The organism is Streptomyces sp. R818 (assembly GCF_056172735.1).
Map to the genome: position 1 here is coordinate 12240 of NZ_JAOCNE010000002.1, position 21425 is coordinate 33664.

The 21425-nt window shown below is 72.0% G+C and carries 21 protein-coding genes; 12 read left to right on the forward strand and 9 right to left on the reverse strand.

The features are described from left to right. The first annotated feature begins 87 nt into the window (after nucleotides 1-87). Nucleotides 88-606 (forward strand): DUF5709 domain-containing protein, encoded by a 519-nt coding sequence (locus N5I75_RS02810; RefSeq protein WP_476673900.1) that lies wholly within the window; start codon nucleotides 88-90, stop codon nucleotides 604-606. 7 nt (nucleotides 607-613) lie between these two features. Here the strand turns inward: N5I75_RS02810 and N5I75_RS02815 are convergent, their stop codons facing one another. Beyond that, nucleotides 614-856: a hypothetical protein gene (locus N5I75_RS02815; RefSeq protein ID WP_476673902.1), complete on the reverse strand. Its 243-nt coding sequence runs from the start codon at nucleotides 854-856 to the stop codon at nucleotides 614-616. 41 nt (nucleotides 857-897) lie between these two features. On the opposite strand from N5I75_RS02815, the gene N5I75_RS02820 reads away from it, so the two are divergent. After that, complete coding sequence (locus N5I75_RS02820) at nucleotides 898-1692, forward strand: SDR family NAD(P)-dependent oxidoreductase (RefSeq protein WP_476673904.1); 795 nt, start codon at nucleotides 898-900, stop codon at nucleotides 1690-1692. 51 nt (nucleotides 1693-1743) lie between these two features. After that, on the forward strand, nucleotides 1744-2037 hold the full coding sequence (locus tag N5I75_RS02825; protein WP_476673906.1) for a YkvA family protein: 294 nt from the start codon (nucleotides 1744-1746) through the stop codon (nucleotides 2035-2037). Here N5I75_RS02825 and kdgD read toward each other — a convergent pair. Together kdgD and N5I75_RS02835 are read right to left on the reverse strand one after the other, a co-directional pair. Further along, nucleotides 2006-2938, reverse strand: coding sequence for a 5-dehydro-4-deoxyglucarate dehydratase (gene kdgD, locus N5I75_RS02830; RefSeq protein WP_476673908.1), 933 nt, complete (start codon nucleotides 2936-2938; stop codon nucleotides 2006-2008). The two genes, N5I75_RS02825 and kdgD, sit on opposite strands and share 32 nt — an antisense overlap. A gap of 48 nt (nucleotides 2939-2986) precedes the next feature. Next, entirely contained in the window at nucleotides 2987-4165 is a 1179-nt protein-coding gene (locus tag N5I75_RS02835) for an L-talarate/galactarate dehydratase (protein ID WP_476673910.1), read from the reverse strand. A 75-nt stretch (nucleotides 4166-4240) separates the two neighbouring features. On the opposite strand from N5I75_RS02835, the gene N5I75_RS02840 reads away from it, so the two are divergent. The 3 genes from N5I75_RS02840 to N5I75_RS02850 all read left to right on the forward strand — a co-directional run bounded on the left by N5I75_RS02840 (nucleotide 4241) and on the right by N5I75_RS02850 (nucleotide 7816). Continuing rightward, on the forward strand, nucleotides 4241-5116 hold the full coding sequence (locus N5I75_RS02840) for a LysR substrate-binding domain-containing protein (protein ID WP_476673912.1): 876 nt from the start codon (nucleotides 4241-4243) through the stop codon (nucleotides 5114-5116). 157 nt (nucleotides 5117-5273) lie between these two features. Then, the gene (locus N5I75_RS02845) at nucleotides 5274-6656 is read left to right on the forward strand and encodes an MFS transporter (protein ID WP_476673914.1); all 1383 of its coding nucleotides are present in this window, start codon (nucleotides 5274-5276) and stop codon (nucleotides 6654-6656) included. A gap of 98 nt (nucleotides 6657-6754) precedes the next feature. Then, a complete protein-coding gene (locus N5I75_RS02850) occupies nucleotides 6755-7816 on the forward strand; it encodes a PP2C family protein-serine/threonine phosphatase (RefSeq protein ID WP_476673916.1) in 1062 nt (353 codons plus the stop codon). Between the two features lie 7 nt (nucleotides 7817-7823). Here the strand turns inward: N5I75_RS02850 and N5I75_RS02855 are convergent, their stop codons facing one another. After that, the gene (locus N5I75_RS02855; protein WP_476673918.1) at nucleotides 7824-8396 is read right to left on the reverse strand and encodes a DinB family protein; all 573 of its coding nucleotides are present in this window, start codon (nucleotides 8394-8396) and stop codon (nucleotides 7824-7826) included. A 53-nt stretch (nucleotides 8397-8449) separates the two neighbouring features. Here N5I75_RS02855 and N5I75_RS02860 point away from each other — a divergent pair, with 53 nt between their 5' ends. From N5I75_RS02860 to N5I75_RS02870, 3 genes are read left to right on the forward strand one after another with little or no spacing between them, the layout of a single operon-like run. Next, a complete protein-coding gene (locus tag N5I75_RS02860) occupies nucleotides 8450-8716 on the forward strand; it encodes a hypothetical protein (RefSeq protein ID WP_476673920.1) in 267 nt (88 codons plus the stop codon). A gap of 52 nt (nucleotides 8717-8768) precedes the next feature. Continuing rightward, nucleotides 8769-9992 (forward strand): 4-hydroxybenzoate 3-monooxygenase, encoded by a 1224-nt coding sequence (locus N5I75_RS02865; protein WP_476673922.1) that lies wholly within the window; start codon nucleotides 8769-8771, stop codon nucleotides 9990-9992. Between the two features lie 18 nt (nucleotides 9993-10010). After that, nucleotides 10011-10472 (forward strand): SRPBCC domain-containing protein, encoded by a 462-nt coding sequence (locus N5I75_RS02870; protein WP_476673924.1) that lies wholly within the window; start codon nucleotides 10011-10013, stop codon nucleotides 10470-10472. 62 nt (nucleotides 10473-10534) lie between these two features. On the opposite strand, the gene N5I75_RS02875 is transcribed toward N5I75_RS02870, so the two are convergent. Genes N5I75_RS02875 through N5I75_RS02890 form a run of 4 tightly spaced genes read right to left on the reverse strand, consistent with a single transcriptional unit; the run spans nucleotide 10535 to nucleotide 16051 of the window. Then, nucleotides 10535-12919: a beta-xylosidase/alpha-l-arabinosidase gene (locus tag N5I75_RS02875; RefSeq protein ID WP_476673926.1), complete on the reverse strand. Its 2385-nt coding sequence runs from the start codon at nucleotides 12917-12919 to the stop codon at nucleotides 10535-10537. A gap of 8 nt (nucleotides 12920-12927) precedes the next feature. Continuing rightward, nucleotides 12928-13785, reverse strand: coding sequence for a carbohydrate ABC transporter permease (locus N5I75_RS02880; RefSeq protein ID WP_476673928.1), 858 nt, complete (start codon nucleotides 13783-13785; stop codon nucleotides 12928-12930). Then, on the reverse strand, nucleotides 13782-14750 hold the full coding sequence (locus tag N5I75_RS02885) for a carbohydrate ABC transporter permease (RefSeq protein ID WP_476673930.1): 969 nt from the start codon (nucleotides 14748-14750) through the stop codon (nucleotides 13782-13784). Before N5I75_RS02885 ends, N5I75_RS02880 begins: the two co-directional genes overlap by 4 nt. Further along, nucleotides 14747-16051, reverse strand: coding sequence for an ABC transporter substrate-binding protein (locus N5I75_RS02890; protein WP_476673932.1), 1305 nt, complete (start codon nucleotides 16049-16051; stop codon nucleotides 14747-14749). Before N5I75_RS02890 ends, N5I75_RS02885 begins: the two co-directional genes overlap by 4 nt. Nucleotides 16052-16190: 139 nt before the next feature. Here N5I75_RS02890 and N5I75_RS02895 point away from each other — a divergent pair, with 139 nt between their 5' ends. From N5I75_RS02895 to N5I75_RS02905, 3 genes are all read left to right on the forward strand, one after another. Continuing rightward, nucleotides 16191-17219 (forward strand): LacI family DNA-binding transcriptional regulator, encoded by a 1029-nt coding sequence (locus N5I75_RS02895; RefSeq protein ID WP_476673934.1) that lies wholly within the window; start codon nucleotides 16191-16193, stop codon nucleotides 17217-17219. A gap of 154 nt (nucleotides 17220-17373) precedes the next feature. Beyond that, entirely contained in the window at nucleotides 17374-18978 is a 1605-nt protein-coding gene (locus N5I75_RS02900) for a phosphodiester glycosidase family protein (protein WP_476673936.1), read from the forward strand. A gap of 79 nt (nucleotides 18979-19057) precedes the next feature. Then, a complete protein-coding gene (locus tag N5I75_RS02905) occupies nucleotides 19058-20059 on the forward strand; it encodes an alpha/beta hydrolase (RefSeq protein WP_476673938.1) in 1002 nt (333 codons plus the stop codon). 10 nt (nucleotides 20060-20069) lie between these two features. Here the strand turns inward: N5I75_RS02905 and N5I75_RS02910 are convergent, their stop codons facing one another. Continuing rightward, nucleotides 20070-21401 (reverse strand): DEAD/DEAH box helicase, encoded by a 1332-nt coding sequence (locus tag N5I75_RS02910; RefSeq protein WP_476673940.1) that lies wholly within the window; start codon nucleotides 21399-21401, stop codon nucleotides 20070-20072. Nucleotides 21402-21425: the final 24 nt, after the last annotated feature.

Below are 21425 nucleotides of genomic sequence, written 5' to 3' on the forward strand. Positions count from 1 at the left end.
CGACATGCGTGACCTGGCGCAGGCTGGTTACGTGACCGGAACGGGGGACGCAGTCCTACGGGGCGGAAAGAGACGAGGTGACACGGCATGACCGACGGGAACGACGACGCGCTCATGGGCGACGAGGTCTACCAGCCGAGCGACGAGCCGGAGGCGTTCGACGACGAGGGCAACCTTGAGGCGGAGGACACCCTCCTCGACCGCGGCGTCGACCCGCACGACGAGGGCTACTCGCCGCCGGAGCGGCCGCTGGGCGTCGACCACAAGGGCACCACGGCCGCCGAGCAGCGCGAGGGCGAGACCCTCGACGAGCGCCTCGCCGAGGAGCGCCCCGACCCCGTCGTGGACGAGTACGAGGCCCTGGAGTCCGGCGACGAGGAGGACGACGAGATCGGCGACCTGGAGGGCGGCGAGGGCGAGCCCCTCGACGACGAGGTCGGCGAGGACCGCGCGGGCCGCCTCCTGGCCCCGGACGAGGGCGCCCACGAGGACGCCGAGAAGGACATGCTGGCCGAGGACGTCGGCATCGACGGCGGCGCGGCGTCGGCCGAGGAGGCGGCGGTGCACGTGGTCGATGAGGACCCGGAGAGTCCCGACCGGCTCTAGCCGGGCCTCAGTGCCCGTACGCGGTGGCGGTCAGCATCAGGGCGACCGAGGTGAAGGCCGTCACGAGCGCGAGGACCGGCGGGCCGAGGGTGATGTCGTCCGTCGCGCACTGGCGGACGATGACGCCCACGCACACCAGGCTGAGCGCGCCCAGGACCATCGCGGCGATGATGAGCACGGCGTCGGCCTCCTCGGTCGGTTGCGCCCCCGTCAGGTCCACATCCTCGCCCGCCACCGCACCCCACGCCACGCAGAGGCGACGGGACGAAGGACGAACAAAGGACACGGAACATGCGGATCGATCTCAAGGGGCGCACCGCCCTGGTCACCGGCTCCACCCAGGGGATCGGCGCGGCCATCGCCACGGGTCTGGCGCGGGCCGGGGCGCGCGTCGGCGTCAACGGGCGTTCGGCCGGACGGGTGGAGGAGGCCGTCGCCGAACTGGCCGCGCGGACACCCGGCGCGGACCTGGTGCCGGTCGTCGCGGACGTCGCCACCGAGGAGGGCGCCCGGAGAGTCGCCGAGGCACTGCCCGAGGTCGACATCCTGGTCAACAACCTGGGCATCTTCGGCTCCGCCGAACCCCTGGAGATCAGCGACGACGAGTGGCGGCGCTACTTCGAGGTCAACGTCCTCGCGGGCGTCCGCCTCACCCGGATGTTCCTGCCCGGCATGATGGAGCGCGGCTGGGGCCGGGTGCAGTACATCGCCAGCGACTCCGCGGTCGTGGTCCCCGCCGAGATGATCCACTACGGCATGTCCAAGACGGCCCTGCTCTCGGTGAGCCGAGGCTTCGCCAAGCGGGCCGCGGGCACGGGCGTCACGGTGAACTCGGTGCTCGCGGGCCCCACCCACACCGGCGGCGTCGAGGACTTCGTCCACGAACTCGTCGACAAGGACCTGCCCTGGGACGAGGCGCAGCGGGCCTTCATGCGCGAGCACCGCCCGCAGTCGCTGCTCCAGCGCCTGATCGAGCCCGAGGAGATCGCCAACATGGTCGTCTACCTCAGCTCCGACCAGGCTTCGGCGACGACCGGAGGTGCGGTCCGGGTCGACGGCGGGTACGTGGACTCCATCCTGCCGTGAGGAAGGTGTCCGAAGCGGGACCGGAACTGGGGTGACAGGGGTGGGTGACTGATGGACGGCAACACGTGGTTCGTCATCGCGACGGTGGCGGCCGTGGTGATGCTGATCGCCGCGCTCTATCTGCTCGTACGGGTCTTCCAGGCGCGCAAGCTACTGCTCGACGCGGGGATCCCGTTGCGCAGCAAGGCCCTGTTCTGGACCGCCGTGATCTACACGATCTCCCCGGTCGACCTGCTTCCCGACCCCATCTACCTCGACGACATCGGGATCCTCCTCGTCGCGCTGAAGTCCCTGCACTCGGCGGCGCGCGCCGTCAGGCCGCCGTCGGAGCGGGTACGCCCTTGATCAGCGCCGTCAGTTCGGCGAGTTCGACGGGGGTCAGGTCGGTCAGCGGGGGCCGCACCGGTCCCGCGCTGTGCCCGGTGGCCGTCATGCCCGCCTTGACGATGCTGACCGCGTAGCCGCCGCGCCGGTTGCGGATCTCGGTGTACGGCAGGACGAAGTCGTTCAGGAGCTTGAGGACCGTGTCGTGGCGCCGCTCGCGCACGGCCCCGTAGAAGTCGAGGGCGAAGTCGGGCAGGAAGTTGAAGATGGCCGACGAGTAGGTGGTCACGCCGAGTTCGAGGTAGGGCAGGGCGAAGGTCTCGGCGGTCGGCAGGCCGCCGATGTAGGTGAGACGGTCGCCGAGGCGGGTGTAGATGCGGGTCATGGCGTCGATGTCGCCGATGCCGTCCTTGTAGCCGATGAGGTTCGGGCAGGAGTCGGCGAGGCGGGCGAGGGTGTCGGCGGTGTAGACGGCGTTGGCGCGGCCGTACACGATCACCCCCAGCTTCGTGGCGCGGCAGACCGCCTCGACGTGCCGGGCGAGCCCGTCCTGCGACGCCTCGGTGAGGTAGGGCGGGAAGAGCAGCAGGCCGTCGGCGTCCGCGCGTTCGGCGGCCCGCGCGTACTCGATCGCCGTACGCGTGCCGTATCCGGCCGGGGCCAGGATCGGGGTGGATCCGGGCGCGGCCTGGACCGCCGCCCGTACGGCCTGCTCGGTCTCGGCGGCGGTCAGTGAGAAGAACTCACCGGTGCCGCCCGCGGCGAAGAGGCCGCCGACCTCGTAGCCGGAGAGCCGCTCGATGTTGGCCCGGTAGGCGTCCTCGGCGAAGGAGAGGTCGTCGGCGTCGAAGTGGGTGACGGGGAAGGAGAGCAGGCCCGAGCCGATGCGGCGGCCGAGCTCTGCGGGGGTGAAGGACGTCATGGCTGGAGTGCTCCTGCTCCGGTGCGATGAGAGAGAGGGACGGGCCGGTCAGGCGCGCTTGCCGACCTCATGGGTGGCCTGGGTCCAGGCGCGGGCCTGGTCGGTGAGGGTGACGCCGAGTCCGGGCCGGGAGGGCACGTGCATCCGGCCCTCGCTGATCGTGAGCCGTTCCTCGAACAGCGGCTCCAGCCAGTCGAAGTGCTCGACCCAGGGCTCGATCGGGTAGGCGGCGGCCAGGTGGAGGTGGATCTCCATGGCGAAGTGCGGGGCGAGCTGCAGGTGGTGGTGTTCGGCGAGCGCGGCCAGCTTGAGGAACTGGGTGATGCCGCCGATGCGCGGGGCGTCGGGCTGGATGATGTCGCAGGCGTTCGCCTTGATGAGTTCGACGTGCTCGGCGACGGAGGCCAGCATCTCGCCGGTGGCGACGGGTGTGTCCAGGGAGGCGGCGAGCGCCGCGTGCCCTTGCGCGTCGTAGGCGTCGAGCGGCTCCTCGATCCAGCCGAGGCCGAACTCCTCCATGGCACGGCCCATCCGCTGGGCGGTCGGCCGGTCCCACTGCTGGTTGGCGTCGACCATCAACGGCACGTCGTCGCCGATGTGTTCGCGCACGGCGGTCAGGCGGCGCAGGTCCTGCCTGCCCTCCGGGTGGCCGACCTTGATCTTGATGCCGCCGATGCCGTGCGCGAGCGACGCGGTCGCGTTGTCCAGGACCTGCTCGGTCGGGGTGTGCAGGAAGCCGCCGGACGTGTTGTAGCAGCGGACCGAGTCGCGGTGGGCGCCGAGGAGTTTGGCGAGCGGCAGACCGGCGCGCTTGGCCTTCAGGTCCCACAGGGCGATGTCGAGCGCGGCGATGGCCTGGGTGGCGACACCGCTGCGGCCCACGGACGCGCCCGCCCACACCAGCTTGGTCCACAGCCGGCCGATGTCACTGGGGTCCTCACCGATGAGGTTGTCGGCGATCTCCTTGGCGTGCGCGAACTGGGCGGGGCCGCCCGCGCGCTTGGAGTAGCCGAAGCCGATCCCCGTATGGCCCTGCGCCGTCTCGATCTCCACGAACAGGAAGGCGACCTCGGTCATCGGCTTCTGCCGTCCGGTGAGCACCTTGGCGTCGCTGATCGGCGTGGCCAGCGGCAGGGCGACCGAGGACAGGCTGATCCAGGCGATCGAGTCGAGCGTGGCTTCGCCGCGGAGGCCGGTGACGGGGGTGGCTGCGTGCTTGGTCGTCATGGCGTTGACGCTAAAGTCGGCGATTGATCCACGTCAAACACTGTTTTTGGATGCGTTGATACCCGGAGGGCATCATTGTTCACGCTCGCCCAGCTCGTGAGTTTCGTGGCCGTCGCCGAAGAACTGCACTTCACCCGGGCCGCCGAGCGGCTGCGGATGACCCAGCCGCCGCTGAGCCGCCAGATCCAGCTCCTGGAGCACGAGTTGGGCGTGCAGCTCCTCGACCGCACCAATCGCACGGTCCGGCTCACCCCGGCGGGCCGCGCTTTCCTCCACGAGGCCCGCACCATCCTCCGCCAGACCGAGGCCGCCACCCTCGCCGCCCAGCAGGTGTCGGCGGGGGAGGCGGGCGCCATCGCCGTCGGCTTCACCGCGGCCAGCGCCTACTCCTCCCTCGGCACCCTCCTCGACGTGGCCCGTTCCGTCATGCCCGGCACCGAGATCGTGCTGCGCGAGAAGGTCACCCGCGACCAGCTGGAGGCCATCGCCGACGGCTCCCTGGACCTCGGCATGATCCGCCCCTCCAGTACGGGACCCGACCTCGTGACCCGGCCCGCGATCAGGGAAGGGCTGCTCGCCGCCGTCCCGATGGACCATGCGCTGGCCGAGGGCGAAGGGCCGCTCCTGATGAGCGACTTCGGCGGGCAGGACGTGCTCATGTACTCGCCCGTCGAGGCCCGCTACTTCCACGAGCTGCTCGTCAGCGTCTTCCGCACGGCGCGGGTCACGCCCCGCTTCACCCAGTACCTCAGCCAGGTGCACAGCCTGCTCGCCATGGTCAACGCTGGCTGGGGCATCGCCTTCGTCCCCGAGGCGGCGGCGCAGATGCGCTTCTCCGGCATCACCTTCCGCACGCTGGAACTGCCCGACCCGGCCCCGGTCGAGCTGCATCTGGCATGGCGGCGCAACAACGACAACCCCGCGCTGCACGCCCTGCTCCAGCACCTGTGACGCCGCGGCGGCCATGCTCGGAAGGTATCGCAGCCAACAAAAATCGATCTAGACGGGAATGGGCGCTGAACCTACGGTCGTCTCCAGCCACAGGTCATGTGGCTCGGACCACACGCGGCAGAGCCGCCGCCCTCCAGGTTCAGGAGATCGACCGCACATGACAGCGCCCCACCGTCTCCCTCGTCTCAGGTACGCGATCCTGGCCATGCTCTTCGTGGTCACCACCATCAACTACGCGGACCGCTCGACCCTCTCCATCGCCGGCGACACCATGCAGAAGGACCTCGGCATCAGTTCGGGCGAGCTGGGCGTGCTGTTCTCCGCGTTCTCCTGGTCGTACCTGATCGCGCAGATCCCCGGCGGCTGGCTGCTCGACCGGTTCGGCTCGAAGAAGGTCTACGGCCTGGCCATCTTCCTGTGGTCGGTGTTCACCATGGCGCAGGGCGCCATCGGCTTCTTCGCGGGCGCCGCCGTCGTCCTCCTGTTCGTCCTGCGGTTCGTCGTCGGCTTCGCCGAGGCGCCGTCCTTCCCCGGCAACTCCCGTATCGTCGCCGCCTGGTTCCCGACGAAGGAGCGCGGCTTCGCCTCCGCGCTGTTCAACTCCGCCCAGTACTTCGCGACCGTCGCCTTCGCCCCGCTGATGGGCTGGCTCGTGACGGCGCTCGGCTGGGAGCACGTCTTCACCGTGATCGGCGGCGTCGGCGTCGTCCTCGCGCTGATCTGGACCCGTGTCATCCACCCGCCGCGCAGCCACCCGAGGATGACCGCCGCCGAACTCGACCACATAGGCGCGGGCGGCGCGCTCATCGACCTGGACAACCCGGCCGGCCCGGCCGCAGCCCCGGCCGACCGCGACGGCGGCCTGCGCCACCTCAAGACGCTGCTGAAGAACCGCACCATGCTCGGCATCTTCGTCGGCCAGTACTTCATCAACACCATCACGTGGTTCTTCCTGACCTGGTTCCCCGTCTACCTGGTCCAGGAGCGCGGCATGAGCATCCTCGAAGCGGGCTTCGTGGCCTCGCTGCCCGCCCTGTGCGGCTTCACCGGCGGCGTGCTCGGCGGCTACCTCTCCGACCTGCTCGCCCGGCGCGGCGTGCGCCTCACCGTCGCCCGGAAGATCCCCATCATCACCGGCCTGCTGCTCTCCACGACCATCATGGTCTGCAACGTCGTGACCGCGTCCTGGCTGGTCGTCCTCATCATGTCGGTCGCCTTCTTCGGCAAGGGGCTCGGCGCCCTCGGCTGGGCCGTCGTCGGCGACGTCGCGCCGAAGCAGATCGCGGGCCTCGCGGGCGGCGTCTTCAACGCCTTCGGCGCCGTCGCCGGAATCGTCACCCCGCTCGTCGTCGGCTACCTCATCGACGCCACCGGCTCCTTCGACCTCGCGCTCGCCTTCGTCAGCGTCTGCGCCGCGCTCGCCGTCGTCAGCTACGCCGTCATCGTCAAGGACATCAGGCGACTGGACCTCGACGATCTCGACGAGCGTGAGCACACCGACACGGCGGCCGAAAAGGCACCCCGCACTGCGATCGGATAACGACATCGCGCGAGACTCATCAAGCCCCAAGAAAACACGCATACGCTCAGGAACCGACGGAAGCGATTGACCAGGCGTCCGGGCGGGGGAGCGATGCGATGAACGTGCCGACAAGCCGTGACGGGCGGGTGCTGCCCGCCCTGCCGTACTACGTGATGGCGCTGGTCGCCGTCGTCGAAATGGTCACACCCGCCGGATTCGGCCTCATGCCCCTGATGTCGCTCGGCCCCGCCTTCGCGGGCCTCGTCGGCAGCAAGCGGCGCACCGCCCGCATCGGAGCCCTCGCCGTCCTGCTCTGCGTCATGCTCGCCGCCTGCGAGGGCGAACTCGGCAGGCGGCGCGTCTACATCGCGTCGATCAGCATCGCGGGCGTCACCGCGGCGGGCCTCGTCGCCGTCGCGTTACGGGAGCGGCGCGACGCCGAACTGGCCAGCGTCCGCTCCATCGCCGAGGTCGCCCAGCGCGTCCTCCTGCGGCCCGTGCCCCGCGTCGCGGGCGAACTGCGCGTCGCCGTCTCCTACACCTCCGCCGTCGCCCAGGCCCGCATCGGCGGCGACCTGTACGAGGTCGTGGTCGCCGCCGGTGCGACGCGGGCCCTCATCGGCGACGTCCAGGGCAAGGGTCTCGAAGCCGTGGAGACGGCGGCGCTCGTCCTCGGCGCCTTCCGCGAGGCCGCCCACGACGAACCCGAACTGGCCGGGCTCGGGCGCCGGTTGGCCCGCGCCGTCGACCGGGAGCTGGAGGGCGAGCGGTTCGTCAGCGCCCTCCTCGTCGAGGTCCCGGTGGGCGGCCGTCACGTCACGTTCCTCAACTTCGGCCACCCGGCACCGCTCATCGTCCGCGCCGACGGCTCCACCCTCTTCCCGGCACCGCCCGCCTACGCGCTGCCGCTCGGCATCGGTGTGGACGGCGGCGAGCAGCCCGCCCCGTACTCCGTCGACTTCGCCCCCGGCGACCAGCTCCTGCTCTACACGGACGGGGTGAGCGAGGCCCGCGACGGCGCCGGGGACTTCTACCCGCTCGCCGAGCGCGTGGCCCTGCTCAAGGACCCCGACGCGGAGGCCGCCATCGAACGGCTGCGCACCGACCTCGTGGACCACGCGAAGGGGCCGCTGCACGACGACGCGGCGATGCTGCTCCTCCGCCACCGCGCGGGCTGACCCGGCTCTACCGGTCCTTGGCCTGCTCGGCCAGGGTCTGGAGCCGGTCGTGGTACTCCCGCCAGTACGCCGGATCGCGCGAGGGCAGGCTGTCGTTGTCCGCGCGCCAGCCCACCGCCCCGTCCAGGCCCTCCCGCAGGATGTCGGCGTGCCCGGCGTGGCGCTGGGTGTCGCCGAGCACCCGGACCAGGAGGTGGTGGAGCGTCGTCTCCCGCTTGCCCTCCTGCCACCACGGCACCGAGCCGACCGTGTCGAGGGGCAGCTCGCGCACCGAGGCGTCGGCGTGCGCCCAGGCCCGCCGGTAGCAGTCGACGATCAGTTCGCGCGGCTCGTCGGCGGTGGCGTACATGTCCTCCTCCGGGTCCGGCACCGGCACGTCGTGCGGCCTGCCGAAGATGTCGCAGAGGTACCCCAGCTCCACCATGGTCGCGTGCTTGACCAGGCCGAGCAGGTTCGTCCCCGTCGGCGTCAGCGGGCGCCGGACGTCGTACTCCGACAGCCCTTCGAGCTTCCACAGCAAGGCGTCGCGGGCCTGCTGGAGGTAGAGCAGCAGGTCATCCTTCTGTCCGATCTCAGTCATGCCGGGAGTCTGCCTCATCGGCCGTTGTCAGTGGTGGCTGCGAGGGTGGGGGCATGGACGAACAGGAGTTCCTGCGCGGCAGGGTGTACGGCGCCGACCACGAGGACGCGGGCCCGCGCCCGGGGCGTGCCTACGCGCAGTTGATCGGCGGCCCGCTGGACGGGCTGCTCCTTGACGTCACGGACCGGCCCGCCGAGGCGGAGCCCGCCGCCGTCGCCCTGCCGACCGAACTGGCCGCGTTCGGCCCGGGAGGCCGCGCGACGTACAAGCCCCTCGCCACGGACGCGCGCCGATTCGTCTGGCAGGGCGACAGCCCGTGAACCCCTGAACGAGGGGCCTGGCGCGGACCGGGCGCGTCGCCATAATGGCCGCGTGACCCTCTCGGAGAAGCACGAGAAGCACGGGCACCACATCCCGGTCGTGATCGTGGGAGCCGGTCCGGCCGGGCTCACCGTCGGCAACATCCTGCGCGCCGCAGGGATCCCCTGCGCGATCCTGGAGTGCGAGACCCGCGCCTTCATCGAGCGGCGGCCACGCGCGGGCGTCATCGAGGAGTGGGCGGTACGCGGCCTGGACCGGCGCGGCCTCGCCGAGAACCTGCTCGCGCGCGCGGAGCGCCACACCGCGTGCGAGTTCCGCTTCGAGGGCGAGCGGCACCCCTTCCCCTACGGCGAACTGACAGGCAGTCACCACTTCGTCTACCCCCAGCCGCTCCTCGTCACCGACCTCGTGCGCGAGTACGCCGATGTGCGCGGCGGCGACATCCGCTTCGCGGTCCGCGACGTACAGCTGCACGCCCTCGACACCGGCCGCCCCTCGGTCTCGTACACCTGCCCCGACACCGGCCGCCGCGAAGTGCTGCGCTGCGACGTCGTCGCCGGGTGCGACGGCGCGCGCGGGGCGACCCGGGCCGCGCTCCCCGCGAGCCGGGTCCGGATCGCGCGCCACGACTACGGCATCGGCTGGCTGGCGTTGCTCGCGCAGGCGCCGCCCTCGGCGGACCGCGTCCTTTTCGGCATGCACCCCGACGGGTTCGCGGGCCAGATGCCGCGCAGCCCCGAGGTCACCCGCTACTACCTCCAGTGCCCGCCCGGCGACGACCCGGACGGCTGGTCCGAGGAGCGCGTCTGGGACCAGCTCCACCGGCGCCTCGCGGCGGACGGCGCCGCGCCCCTCGTCCAGGGCCCGCTCCTCGAGAAACGCGTCCTCGACATGCACGACTACGTCGTCGAGCCGATGCGCCACGGCCGCCTCTTCCTCGCCGGTGACGCCGCACACCTGGTCGCCCCCATCGCCGCCAAGGGCATGAACCTGGCCCTGCACGACGCGTTCCTCCTCGGCGACGCCCTCACCGCCCACGTCCACGGAGCGCCGGACGCCGAGGACCTGCTGGCCGGCTACTCGCAAGCCTGTCTGCGCCGCGTCTGGGACTACCAGGAGTTCTCGCAGTGGCTCTCGGAGCTGTACCACGGCACGGCCACGGGCGACCCGTTCCGCACGGGCACCACACTGGCCAGGCTGCGCCGCCTGTTCACCTCGCGCCACGCAGCCGCCGCGTTCGCCGAGCAGTATCTGGGCACGGCGGAGCGCTACTGACGCCGCTAGCCTTGCGCCATGTACGAGACGCGCATGTCCCGGCACGTCGAGGCCGCTCCCGCCGCCGTCTACCGCGCGCTCCTCGACGCCGACGCGGTCGCCGCGTGGCGGACGCCGGACGGGATGCGCGGCCGGGTCCACACCTTCGAGGCGCGCGAGGGCGGCCGGTTCCGGATCTCGCTCACCTACGACACACCCACGGCCACCGGGAAGTCGGACGCGCACACCGACACCTACTCCGGCACGTTCGTCCGGCTCGTGGCGGACGAGCTGGTCGTCGAGGAGCTGGCCTTCGAGACCGACGACCCGGCGCTCGGCTCCACCATGACCATGACCACCACCCTGACCCCGGCCGGCGGCGGCACCGACGTCCTCCTCGTCCACACGGGCGTCCCCGACGCGGTCCCCGCCGCCGACAACGAGACGGGGACCCGGATGGCGCTGGCGAAACTGGCCCGGTACGTCGAGGGCACGGGCTGAGACACACACGTGTGCCCCGGCTGTTCCCCGGTACGGGAGAACGCCGGGGCACACATGTCGGCTCAGACCCCGGGCACCCTCTCCGCCGTGAGGCGGGCGTGCAGCTCCCGCCCGTGGCCGACCTCCCGCACCGCGCCCGTCAGCGTCACCCGCGCCGTGAGCAGCGGGCGCGTGCTCGACGCGCTCAGGCGCAGCTCCAGATCGCCGGGTTCGACGATGCGCCGCCCCGCGCGGCCCGTGAACGAGGCCAGGTCGGCGGGGACCCGCGCGCGGACGCGGACCGCCTCGCCCGGCGCCAGTTCGCCGAGGCGCAGATAGCCGATGAGCCGCTGCACGGGCTGCACGACCGAGGCGACAGGATCGTGCACGTAGAGCTGCACGACCTCGGTGCCGGGCCGCGAGCCGGTGTTGCGGACCGTGCACGCCACCTCGAACTCCCCGTCGGTCGCCGCCACGTGCGCGGGCACCTCCAGGTCCGTCCACGCGAAGGTCGTGTACGTCAGGCCGTGTCCGAAGCCGAACGCCGGGCCCGGGTCCAGGTTGGACACCTCGGAGGCGTGCCCGAGGCGTGCCGCGAGATACGTCGCGGGCTGCGCCCCGGACCGCCGGGGCACACCGACCGGCAGCCGCCCCGACGGACGCACCCGGCCGCTGAGGACACCGGCGATCGCGCGGGTCCCCTCCTCGCCGGGGAAGAAGGTCTGCACGACGGCGGCGGCCTCCTCCACCGCCCGGCCGAGCACGTAGGGGCGCCCCGCGAGCAGCGTCAGGACCACGGGGGTGCCGGTGTCCAGGAGGGCGTCGAGCAGCTCCTGCTGCGCCCCGGGCAGGGCGAGCGAGGCGACGTCGCAGCCCTCGCCGCTGGTGCCGCGCCCGAACAGCCCGGCCCGGTCGCCCAGCGCGGCGACGACGATGTCGGCGCCCCGCGCCAGGTCGACGGCCGCGGCGAAACCGTCCCCGCGTTCGGCGTCCACCGCGTCGAGCCCGGGCGCCGTGACGATCTCGGCTCCGGGGAACTCCGCCGCCAACGCCTCGTACAGCGTGGGCAGTTCGATGCCGTCCGGCGTGCCGGGCGTACGGCTGCCGACGTGCACGGGGAACGAGTAGCAGCCCAGGACCGCCCTGGGGACGTCCGCGAGCGGGCCGATCACGGCGACGCGGGGTGCCGCGGCCGGGGCGAGGGGGAGCGTCCCGTCGTTGGTCACCAGGACCACCGCCTCCTCCGCGACCCGGCGCGCCAGGTCCCGGTTGCCCGCGGGGTCCAGGTCGACCGTCCCGCGCGCGTGCTCCGCCTCCACCCCCGCGAGGGCCGCCGGGGTGGGGTCCCAGTCCGGGTCGAGGAGGCCGAGCTCGGCCTTCTGCGCGAGGACCCGGCGCGCCGCGCGGTCCACCAGGTGCTCGGGCACGAGCCCGTCGGCGATCGCCTTGCGCAGCGGCTCGCCGAACGCCTTGACCGTCGGCAGCTCCACGTCGACACCGGCCGCGAGCGCCGTACCGGCCGCCTCGCCGAGCGAACCGGCCACCCCGTGCAGGGTCTGCAGGAACGCGACGCCGAAGTAGTCGGCGACGACCGTCCCGGCAAACCCCCACGTGTCGCGGAGCAGCCCGGTCAGGAGCGCTTCGTCGGCGGCCGAGGGCATGCCGTCCGTGTCGGTGTAGGCGTGCATCACCGACCGCACACCGCTCTCCCGCACCGCCATCTCGAACGGGGCGAGCACCACGTCCGCGAACTCGCGCGGCCCCATCGACACCGGCGCCAGGTTGCGCCCGGCCCGCGACGCCGAGTACCCCGCGAAGTGCTTCAGCGTGGCGACGACACCCGCCGACTCCAGGCCCTGGACATAAGCGGTGGCGACGGTGCCGACGAGGTACGGGTCCTCGCCGATCGTCTCCTCGACGCGGCCCCAGCGCATGTCCCGTACGACGTCCAGGACCGGGGCGAGCCCCTGGTGGACGCCGACCGCGCGCAGGTCGCGGCCGATCGCCGCCGCCATCTCCCGGACGAGGGCCGGGTCGAACGTGGCGCCCCAGGACAGCGGCACCGGGTACGCGGTCGCGCCCCAGGCGGCGAACCCGGACAGGCACTCCTCGTGGGCGAGCGCGGGGATGCCGAACCGGTTGGCGGCGGCGATCCGGCGCTGGGTGCGGGCGAGGGAGAGCGCGCCGAGGGCCGGGTCGACGGGGGCGGAGCCGAACGGGCGGGTCAACTGGCCGAGCCCCTGCGGAAGGAGTTCGTCGAGGTCGACGGGCTCCTCCATGTCGTGCTGGTGCGGGGCGACGTCGCCGCCCTCCGCGGAGGCGCCCACCCAGACGCCGTAGAGCTGGGCGATCTTCTCGTCGAGGGACATCTCGGCGAGCAGGGCGTCGGCCCGGTCGCCGGGGTCGGCGCCGGGGTCGCGCCACAGCGGGGTGGCGGACTGGCCGGGTTCCTGGGCCGCTCGGGTCATGTGGTCGGTCACTTTCCTCCGACTCCCATCAGCCCCTGGACCAGGGCACGACGGGCGAACAGGTAGACGATCAGGATGGGGAGCATGGACAGCACGACCGCGGAGAGCAGGCCCGGGATGTCGACACCGTGCTCGGTCTGGAAGTCGAAGAGACCCATGGTGATGACCTTGGTGTCCGCGGACTGCGTGAGGACCAGCGGGAAGAGGAAGCCGTTCCACGCCTGGAGCGCGGAGTAGACGGTGATGGTCGAGAGCCCGCCGCGGGAGAGCGGGAGGACCAGCCGGAAGAAGATCCGCCACGGTGTCGCGCCGTCCACGGTCATGGCCTCGTACAGCTCCGGCGTGATGTCGCGCATGGCGCCCGTGAGGATCAGCGTGCACACGGGCATGGCGAACGCGGCCGTCGGCAGGATGACACCGATGAGGTTGTCGTAGAGCCCCGCCTCGCTGATCACGTAGAACATCGGCACGATGACGGCCTGCGCGGGGATCGCCAGGCCGAGCAGGAACAGCCGGAACACCCCGCCGGTCAGCCGCCCCGTGCCGCGCACGATGGCGTACGCGAGCGGCGGCACGAGCAGCAGCACGATGCCGACCACGCAGAGCGTGACGACGAACGTGTTGAAGAAGTACTGCCCGAAACCGCTGCTGAAATTGGCGGTGTAGTTGTCGAACGTGAAGTGGTGCGGCAGGGAGAGCGGCCCGCTCGCGCCGTAGTCGGCCCGCGACTGGAACGTGGCCACCAGCATCACGTACAGCGGAAGCCCGACCAGGAACAGCCAGACCAACGAGCCGAGACCGGCAAGGTAGTTGGGCCGCCGGCGACGGCCCTGCGTCCGCTTCTTTCCCGTAAGGACAGTGGTCACAGGCCCTCCATCTGGCTGCGCATCTTGTCGTAGCCGGACAGCCGCACCATGACGAGCGAGACGAGCGTGGCGACGAGGACCAGGAGGAGGCCGACCGCGGAGGCGGAGCCGTAGTCGAAGCTCTTGAACGCCTTCTGGTACATGTAGTACGCGCTGATGGTGGTGTCCGTGCCGGGGCCGCCCTGGGTCAAGATCAGCACCGTGTCGAACGTGGTGAGGCCGCCGACCACCATCAGGATTCCCGAGGTGATGATGGAGTTGCGCAGCTGCGGCAGGGTGATGGAGAAGAACTGGCGCACCGTGCCCGCGCCGTCGATCTGCGCCGCCTGGTAGAGCACCGGCGGCACCGCGCGGGCCGCGCCCTGGTAGATCAGCGTGTGCAGCGGTGTGAACTGCCAGGTGCTGACGAAGACCAGGACGCCGATGGCGCTGGCCTGGTGGCCGAAGAGGTTGCCGTCGCCGAACAGCCAGGTGGCCTGGGCCGGTACGCCGAAGTTCGGGTCGAGGACGGCCCGCCACAGGACGGACACGGCGGCGGCCGACAGGAGCAGCGGCACGAAGTAGATCGCGGACAGGACGGCCCGGTTGCGCTGGTGGCCCGCCGCCCAGACGCCGAGCAGCAGGCTGAGCGGTGTCTGCACGACGACGCCGAGGACGGTGAGCAGCACGCTCAGCCAGAGGCTCTGGAGCAGTACCGGGTCGTCGAAGATCTTGCGCCAGTTGTCGAGGCCGACGAACTCCGGGTCGGTCAGACCGTTCCAGCTCGCGAAGGACAGGACGGCGACCAGGATGAGCGGGACGAGCGCGAACAGGCCGAAGAAGACCGCGGCGGGGACGGCCCAGCCGACGCCGGGCCGGCCCACCCCCGCGCCGTGGCCCCTGGCCCGGCGCGGCGGCGTCGCGGGGGCGCCCGCGCGTCTGCGGGCCGGGCGCCGCTCGGTCTCGGTGATGAGGTCGCTGGTCATGACGTGGGCAGGGCCTGCATCGCCTTGACGAAGCCGTCCTCGTCGATGGAGCCGTTGAAGAACTGCTGCACGGCCTGGTGCATGGCGGTCGACGCGGACTGCGGATAGGCCTGGTCCCACGACAGCTGGAAGGACGGCGCCTTCTTCACCAGGTCGTACTGGAACTTCGCGTACTCGGGGCTGGTGGCCTCGTCCAGGTGGTCGGCGGTGTTGGTGGTGGTCGGCAGGTTGCCGATGCCGAGGTGGGCCTTCACGAACTCCTCGGAGTACTGCAGCTTCAGGAACTCGGCGACGGCCTCGGGGTGCTTCGTCTTCTTCAGCACCGAGTAGAAGTTGTTGGTGTTGCCGACGAGGTTGTCCTGCTCGCCCTTGCCGCCGGGGACGGTCGGGAACGCGGTGTAGCCGAAGTCCTTCTTCGCGAACTCCGGGTGCGCCTCCTGCTGCGTCGAGTACTCCCACGAGCCCATCAGCTCGAACCCGGCCTTGCCCGTGGCGAGCAGGGTGGGCGAGCCCTGGTCGGTGAACTTCACGGAGTCGTAGTTCTTGCCGAACGCCCCGGCGTCGACCAGTTCGCGGATCATCGAGAGCGCCTTCTTGCTGTCGGCGCTTCCCCAGGCCGACTTGTCGCCCTTGAGGGCCTTGTCGAACAGGCCGGGTCCGGCGATGCGGTCGTAGAGGTACTCGAACCACATGAGGGTCGGCCACTGGTCGCCGCCGCCGAGGGCGATCGGCGTGACGCCCTCGGACTTGAGCTTCTTGACCGTCGTGAGCAGTTCGTCCCACGTCTTGGGCGGGGCGACGCCCGCCTCGTCGAGGACCTTCTTGTTGTGGAAGAGCAGCACCGGCTGGGTGCCGCGCATGGGGATGCCGTACGGCTTGCCGTCGACCACGGCGCTGTTGAACACCGACGGCAGGAAGTCGGACTTGAGCTTCGGGTCCTTGGCGATGAAGTCGTCCAGGGGCAGCAGCAGACCGGCATCGACGAACGGCTTGATGGAGCCGCCGCCCCAGTTGAAGAAGACGTCGGGGGCCTGCTTGCTGCTGATGATCGTCTGCAGCTTCGCCTGGTACTCGGCGCCGGGGATGGTGTCCAGGACCGCCTTGACGTCCGACTTCTTGTTGAAGTCGGCGATCATCTGCTTCTCGACCTTGTTGGCCGCGTCCCCGTACACCAGGACGTGGATCTTCCCGTCGCCGTCACCGACCGAGTCGGAGCCGCCGCACCCGGCGAGCGTGAGCAGCAGGGCCAGAGCGGCACCGCCGGCGAGAGCAGTTCTCGGCAACCGTACGCGTGGAGTCATGGTTTCGCCTCTCGAAACTCTTTCGGCCTCAGCGCCGAAAGTTCACACGCCGGGACGCTAGGTGGCGCCCATAGAGGGGTCAACCCCGCGTCGGCGAGTTATCAAAGCGTTACGAGGCGGGGGAAGTTGGCGGTGCCTTATGCTCCTCACCATGCGAGAGGACGAAGAGCTGGGCCGCATCACCCTGGCGCAAGTGGCCCAGGAGGCGGGGGTCTCCATTTCGACAGTTTCGAAAGTGCTCAACGGGCGCCAGGACGTCGCCGGGCAGACACGTGTGAAGGTGGAGCGCCTCCTGGAGGAGCACGCCTACCGGCGCACGACCCGCGCCGCCCGCGAGGCCCCGCTCATCGAGCTGGTCTTCCACGAGCTGGAGAGCGTGTGGGCGCTGGAGCTGATCCGCGGTGTGGAGAAGGTCGCCAAGGCCCATCAGGCGAGCGTGGTCCTGACCGAGAGCGGGACGCGGCAGGCGCCGGGCCCCGAGTGGATCGAGGGGGTGCTCCAGCGCAGGCCGCGCGGGGTCGTCCTGGTCTTCTCGGCGCTGCCCACCGAGGTCAAGCAGCGGCTGCGCTCGCGCTCCATCCCGTTCGTCATCGTCGACCCGGCGGGCGACCCCGACCCGGACGTGCCCTCGGTCGGCTCGGCCAACTGGAACGGCGGCCTGGTCGCGACCCGGCACCTGATCGAGCTGGGCCACCGCCGCATCGGCATCATCACCGGACCCGGCGACATGCTCTGCTCCCTGGCCCGCCTCGACGGCTACCGCTCGGCGCTGAGCATGGCCGGCCTCGCGGCCGACCCCGCGCTCGTCCGCTACGGCGACTTCCACGTCGAGGGCGGCCGTGAGCGCGCCGTGGACCTGCTCGACCTGGCCGACCCGCCGACCGCGATCTTCGCGGGCAGCGACCTCCAGGCGCTCGGCGCCCTGGAAGCCGCCCGCCTGCGCGGCCTGCGCGTCCCGGAGGACCTGTCGATCGTCGGCTACGACGACGTGCCCCTGGCCCAGTGGTCGAGCCCGGCCCTGACCACGGTCCACCAGCCGCTGCGGCAGATGGCCGAGGAGGCGGTGCAGATGCTGATGCGGCTGCGCGTACGGGAACCGGTGACGACGCGGCTCGAACTGGCGACGAGCCTGGTCGTGCGGAAGAGCACGGCGCCGCCCGCGGGCTAGGACAGGCGCCGGGGAACTCCTCGGGGGCGGGCGCGCGACGGGTGCATGAATTGCGTGTACATGCCTTGACGGGTGGTCTCGACCCCCCGCACCGTTGCGGAGACTTCCGAGTCGTCCGTCGAGCGGTGTCCCGAGTGTGTCCCGTGGGGGGTTCGTGAACAGCAGAGTGTTCGGTGTCGGCGCGGCTTTGTGTGTCCTCGCCGTGATGGGCGCCGGAACCGCCCCGGCGTCCTCCGCGCCGCGCCACGGCCTCCCGCTCGGCGCCGCCGATCTCACCGAGACCCGCACCACGCGCACGCTCCAGCCGGGCGTCACGCTGACCCGGATCGTGCGCGGCGCCGACGCGCCCGCCCTCGCGTGGACGGTCGAGATGTCCATCCCGGGCGGCGCCACCTCACCCGACCCCGACGCGCCCCCGGCCGCCCTGAAGGACCGGGCCAGCGCCGCCGAACTGACCGCGGAGCTGCGGGCGGACGGGTTCGACGCGCGCGCCGAGGACGTCACCACCCCAGCCGTCGCCGACTTCGCGGGCGGCTCGCTGGGCTGGCGCGTCCGGGTCGGCAACTACCCGTCGCAGGCCGAGGCGACGGCGGAACGGGCCCGGCTGGCCGCCGCCGGGTACACCGGCTCGGCCACGTACACCGGCTGGGACGGGGGCGCCTCCGACCGCGGACCGTGGCGGATCGACGTGCTCACCATCGACCCGAGGACGTTCCGCGGCGCGCTCAAGGCGTCGTACGGGCCCGACCTGGAGCGGCGCGAGACGACCAGCGCGCTCGCGGCGGCGGCCGGTGCGAGCGCCGGGATCAACGCCGGTTTCTTCGTTCTCGACCCGAAGGCGGGCGCCCCGGGCGATCCGGCCGGTGTCGGGGTCTACGACGGCCGCCTGCTGAGCGAGGCCGTGAACGGGCGCCCGGGACTGGTGGTCCGGGACTCCGCGCGCGGCACCGCCGTCGAGCGCTTCACCTGGCGCGGCAGCGTCTCGGGCGCGGGCCGCACCCTCCCGCTCGACGGCGTCGACCGCGTGCCCGGCCTGATCCGAAACTGTGGCGGCACGGCCGACGACAGCCCCACCTCCCTGCCCCTGCACGACACGACGTGCACCGACCCGGACGAACTGGTCGCCTTCACTCCGGAGTTCGGCGCGTCCACCCCGCGGGGCGACGGTGTCGAGGCCGTCCTCGACCGGCGCGGGCGCGTTCTCGACGTGCGCTCCCCGCGCGGCGGCACGCTGCCGAGCGGCGGCAGTTCCGTACAGGCCACGGGCAAGGAGGCGAACCGGCTCGCGGCCGTCGCGAAGGCCGGCCGGCCGTTGTGCGTCGAGAGCGGCCTGCGTGACGGCAAGGGCCGCCCGGTCGCCACACGCTCCACCAGCATCCTCAACGGCGGTCCCGAACTGGTCCGCGACGGCCGCCTCCACGTCACCCCGGGCGCCGACGGCATGGTCCAGCCCGGCAACCCGAGCTTCTACTACGGCTGGGTGCACAAGCGGAACCCGCGCACCCTGGCGGGCGTGGACGGCCGCGGCCGGACCGTGCTCGTCACCGCCGACGGGCGCGGCACCGACGCGCTCGGGCTGAGCATCCCGGAGAGCGCCGCGGTCGCGAAGTCGCTCGGCCTGCGCGACGCGATCAACCTCGACGGCGGCGGCTCCACGACGATGGTCGCCGACGGCGGTGTCATCAACGACCCGTCCGACGCGACGGGCGAACGCCCCGTGGGTGACGCCCTGCTGGTCACCCCCGGCCGACCCGAGTAACCCCCGGCCGACCCGAGTGCCCCCCCCGCCGACCCACGTGGCCTCTGGCCGACCCATGTGACCTCCGACGGGAGCCGCCATGACCGCCACCCCGTACCGCCGCACCCGCACGCGCACCAGATCTCTGCTGCTCGTCCTCGCCGCCCTGCTGTGCACCCTCCTGCCCACCGCACCGGCCGTCGTCGCGAAGGACCGGGGCGGCGCCGAGGTCGTCGGCGTCACGCAGGTCGCCGAGCGGCAGGTGGACCTGTCCGTACGGTCATCGGCGCTCGGCGACCGGACGGTCAAGGTCCGCCTGCTCACGCCGGACGGCTGGAACCCGCGGGACCGCAAGCGGCACTGGCCGACGCTGTGGCTGCTGCACGGCTGCTGCGGCGACTACACGTCCTGGACGAGCCGGACCGACGTCGCCGGGATCGAGGATCTGCGGAACGTCCTCGTCGTCATGCCGGAGGCGGGCTGGAACGGCTGGTACAGCGACTGGTGGAACTACGGCGAGGGCGGCGCCCCGGCCTGGGAGACGTTCCACACCAAGGAGCTGCGCCATCTCCTGGAGAGCGACTGGGGCGCGGGCGGCCGCCGCGTCGTCGCGGGCCTGTCCATGGGCGGCCAGGGCGCCCTCCTGTACGCGGCCCGGCACCCGGGCATGTTCCGGGCCGCCGCGGCCTACTCCGGGTCCGTGCACCCGCTCCTGAACGACGAGTCGGTCGACCGGATCATGGGCTTCTTCGCGGGTCAGGGCGACGACCCGCGCAAGGTGTGGGGCGACCCCGTCGCGCAACGCGGCATCTGGGCCGCCCACGACCCGTACCACCTGGCCCGGCGCCTCACGCCCTTGCCCGTCTACCTCTCGTGCGGCGACGGCACCGCGGGGCCTCTTGACCAGCCGGGTGCCACCGACGCCCTGGAAGCGGACTTCAACCGGCAGAACCACGCCCTCGCCGACGCACTGCACCGCCTCGGCGCCCGCCGCCTGACCACCCACTTCTACGGCGCGGGCACCCACACCTGGGCGTACTGGCAGCGAGAGCTGCACGCCTCGCTGCCGATGCTCCTCGAAGGGCTCGGCGTACGCGGCTGAGGCAGGCCGGCTACTGCCCGCGCCGCACCCGCGCCGCCTTCCGCGCCTCGGCGAGCTTGCGGGCCTCGGTGGACTTGCGGGACGTGCCGCGCGACGCCGTGTCCTTGGTGGTGCCGATGCCGCGGAACGGCTTGTTCGGGTGGGCGGGCTTGGCCGCGGGGCCGCCGTCGAGCGGCTTGCCCGAAGGCGCCTTCGCGCCGGTGACGCGGCTCAGCTCGGCCTCGCCCGAGCGGACCTTGCTGACCTTCGCCTCGATCCCGGCGTCCGCCATGACCTTGGACAGTTCACGGCGCTGCCCGGAGAGGACCAGGGTGACGACCCGGCCGGACTCCCCGGCCCGCGCCGTGCGCCCCGCGCGGTGCAGATAGTCCTTGGGGTCGGTGGGCGGGTCGACGTTGACCACGAGGTCGAGGTCGTCGACGTGCAGGCCGCGCGCCGCGACATTGGTCGCCACGAGGACGGGCACCTTGCCGCTCTTGAACTGGGCGAGGGTCCGTGTCCGCTGCGGCTGCGACTTGCCGCTGTGCAGCCCGGCCGCGTCCACACCGCTGGCCCGCAGATGCCGGGTGAGCTGGTCGACGCCGTGCTTGGTGTCCAGGAACAGCAGGACGCGGCCGTCACGGGCGGCGATCTCGGTGGTGACGGCCCACCGGTCGGGCCCGTGGACGACGAGCACGTGGTGGTCCATCGTCGTGACGGCACTCGTCGCCGGATCGGCGCTGTGCACGACGGGGGAGTGCAGGTAGGCGCCGACCAGCCGCTCGACGTCGCGGTCCAGGGTCGCCGAGAACAGCATGCGCTGCCCGTCGGCGTGGACCTGGTCCAGCGCCTCCGTGACCTGCGGCAGGAAGCCCATGTCGCACATCTGGTCCGCCTCGTCGAGGACGGTGATCCGGACCCGGCCGAGACGGCACGCCTTGCGCTCGATCAGGTCGTGCAGCCGGCCCGGGGTGGCGACGACGACCTCGGCACCGTCCCGCAGCTCGGCGATTTGTCGACCGATCGACATACCGCCCACGACGGTGGCCATCCGCAGCCGCAGCGCCCGCGCGTACGGCGCGAGCGCCTCGGTCACCTGCTGCGCCAGCTCCCGCGTCGGTACGAGGACCAGCGCGAGCGGCTGCTTCGCCTCCGCACGCCGCCCGGCCGTCCGCGCGAGCAGCGGGAGCCCGAACGCGAGGGTCTTGCCGGAGCCGGTGCGCCCGCGCCCCAGGACGTCGCGTCCGGCCAGCGCGTCGGGGATCGTCGCCGCCTGGATCGGGAACGGCTCGCTCACCCCCTGCTCGGTGAGGGTGCGCAGGACGTCGGCGGGCAGGCCGAGGTCGGCGAAGGAGACGTTCATAGGGAGGAGCCTTCCGTAAGGAGG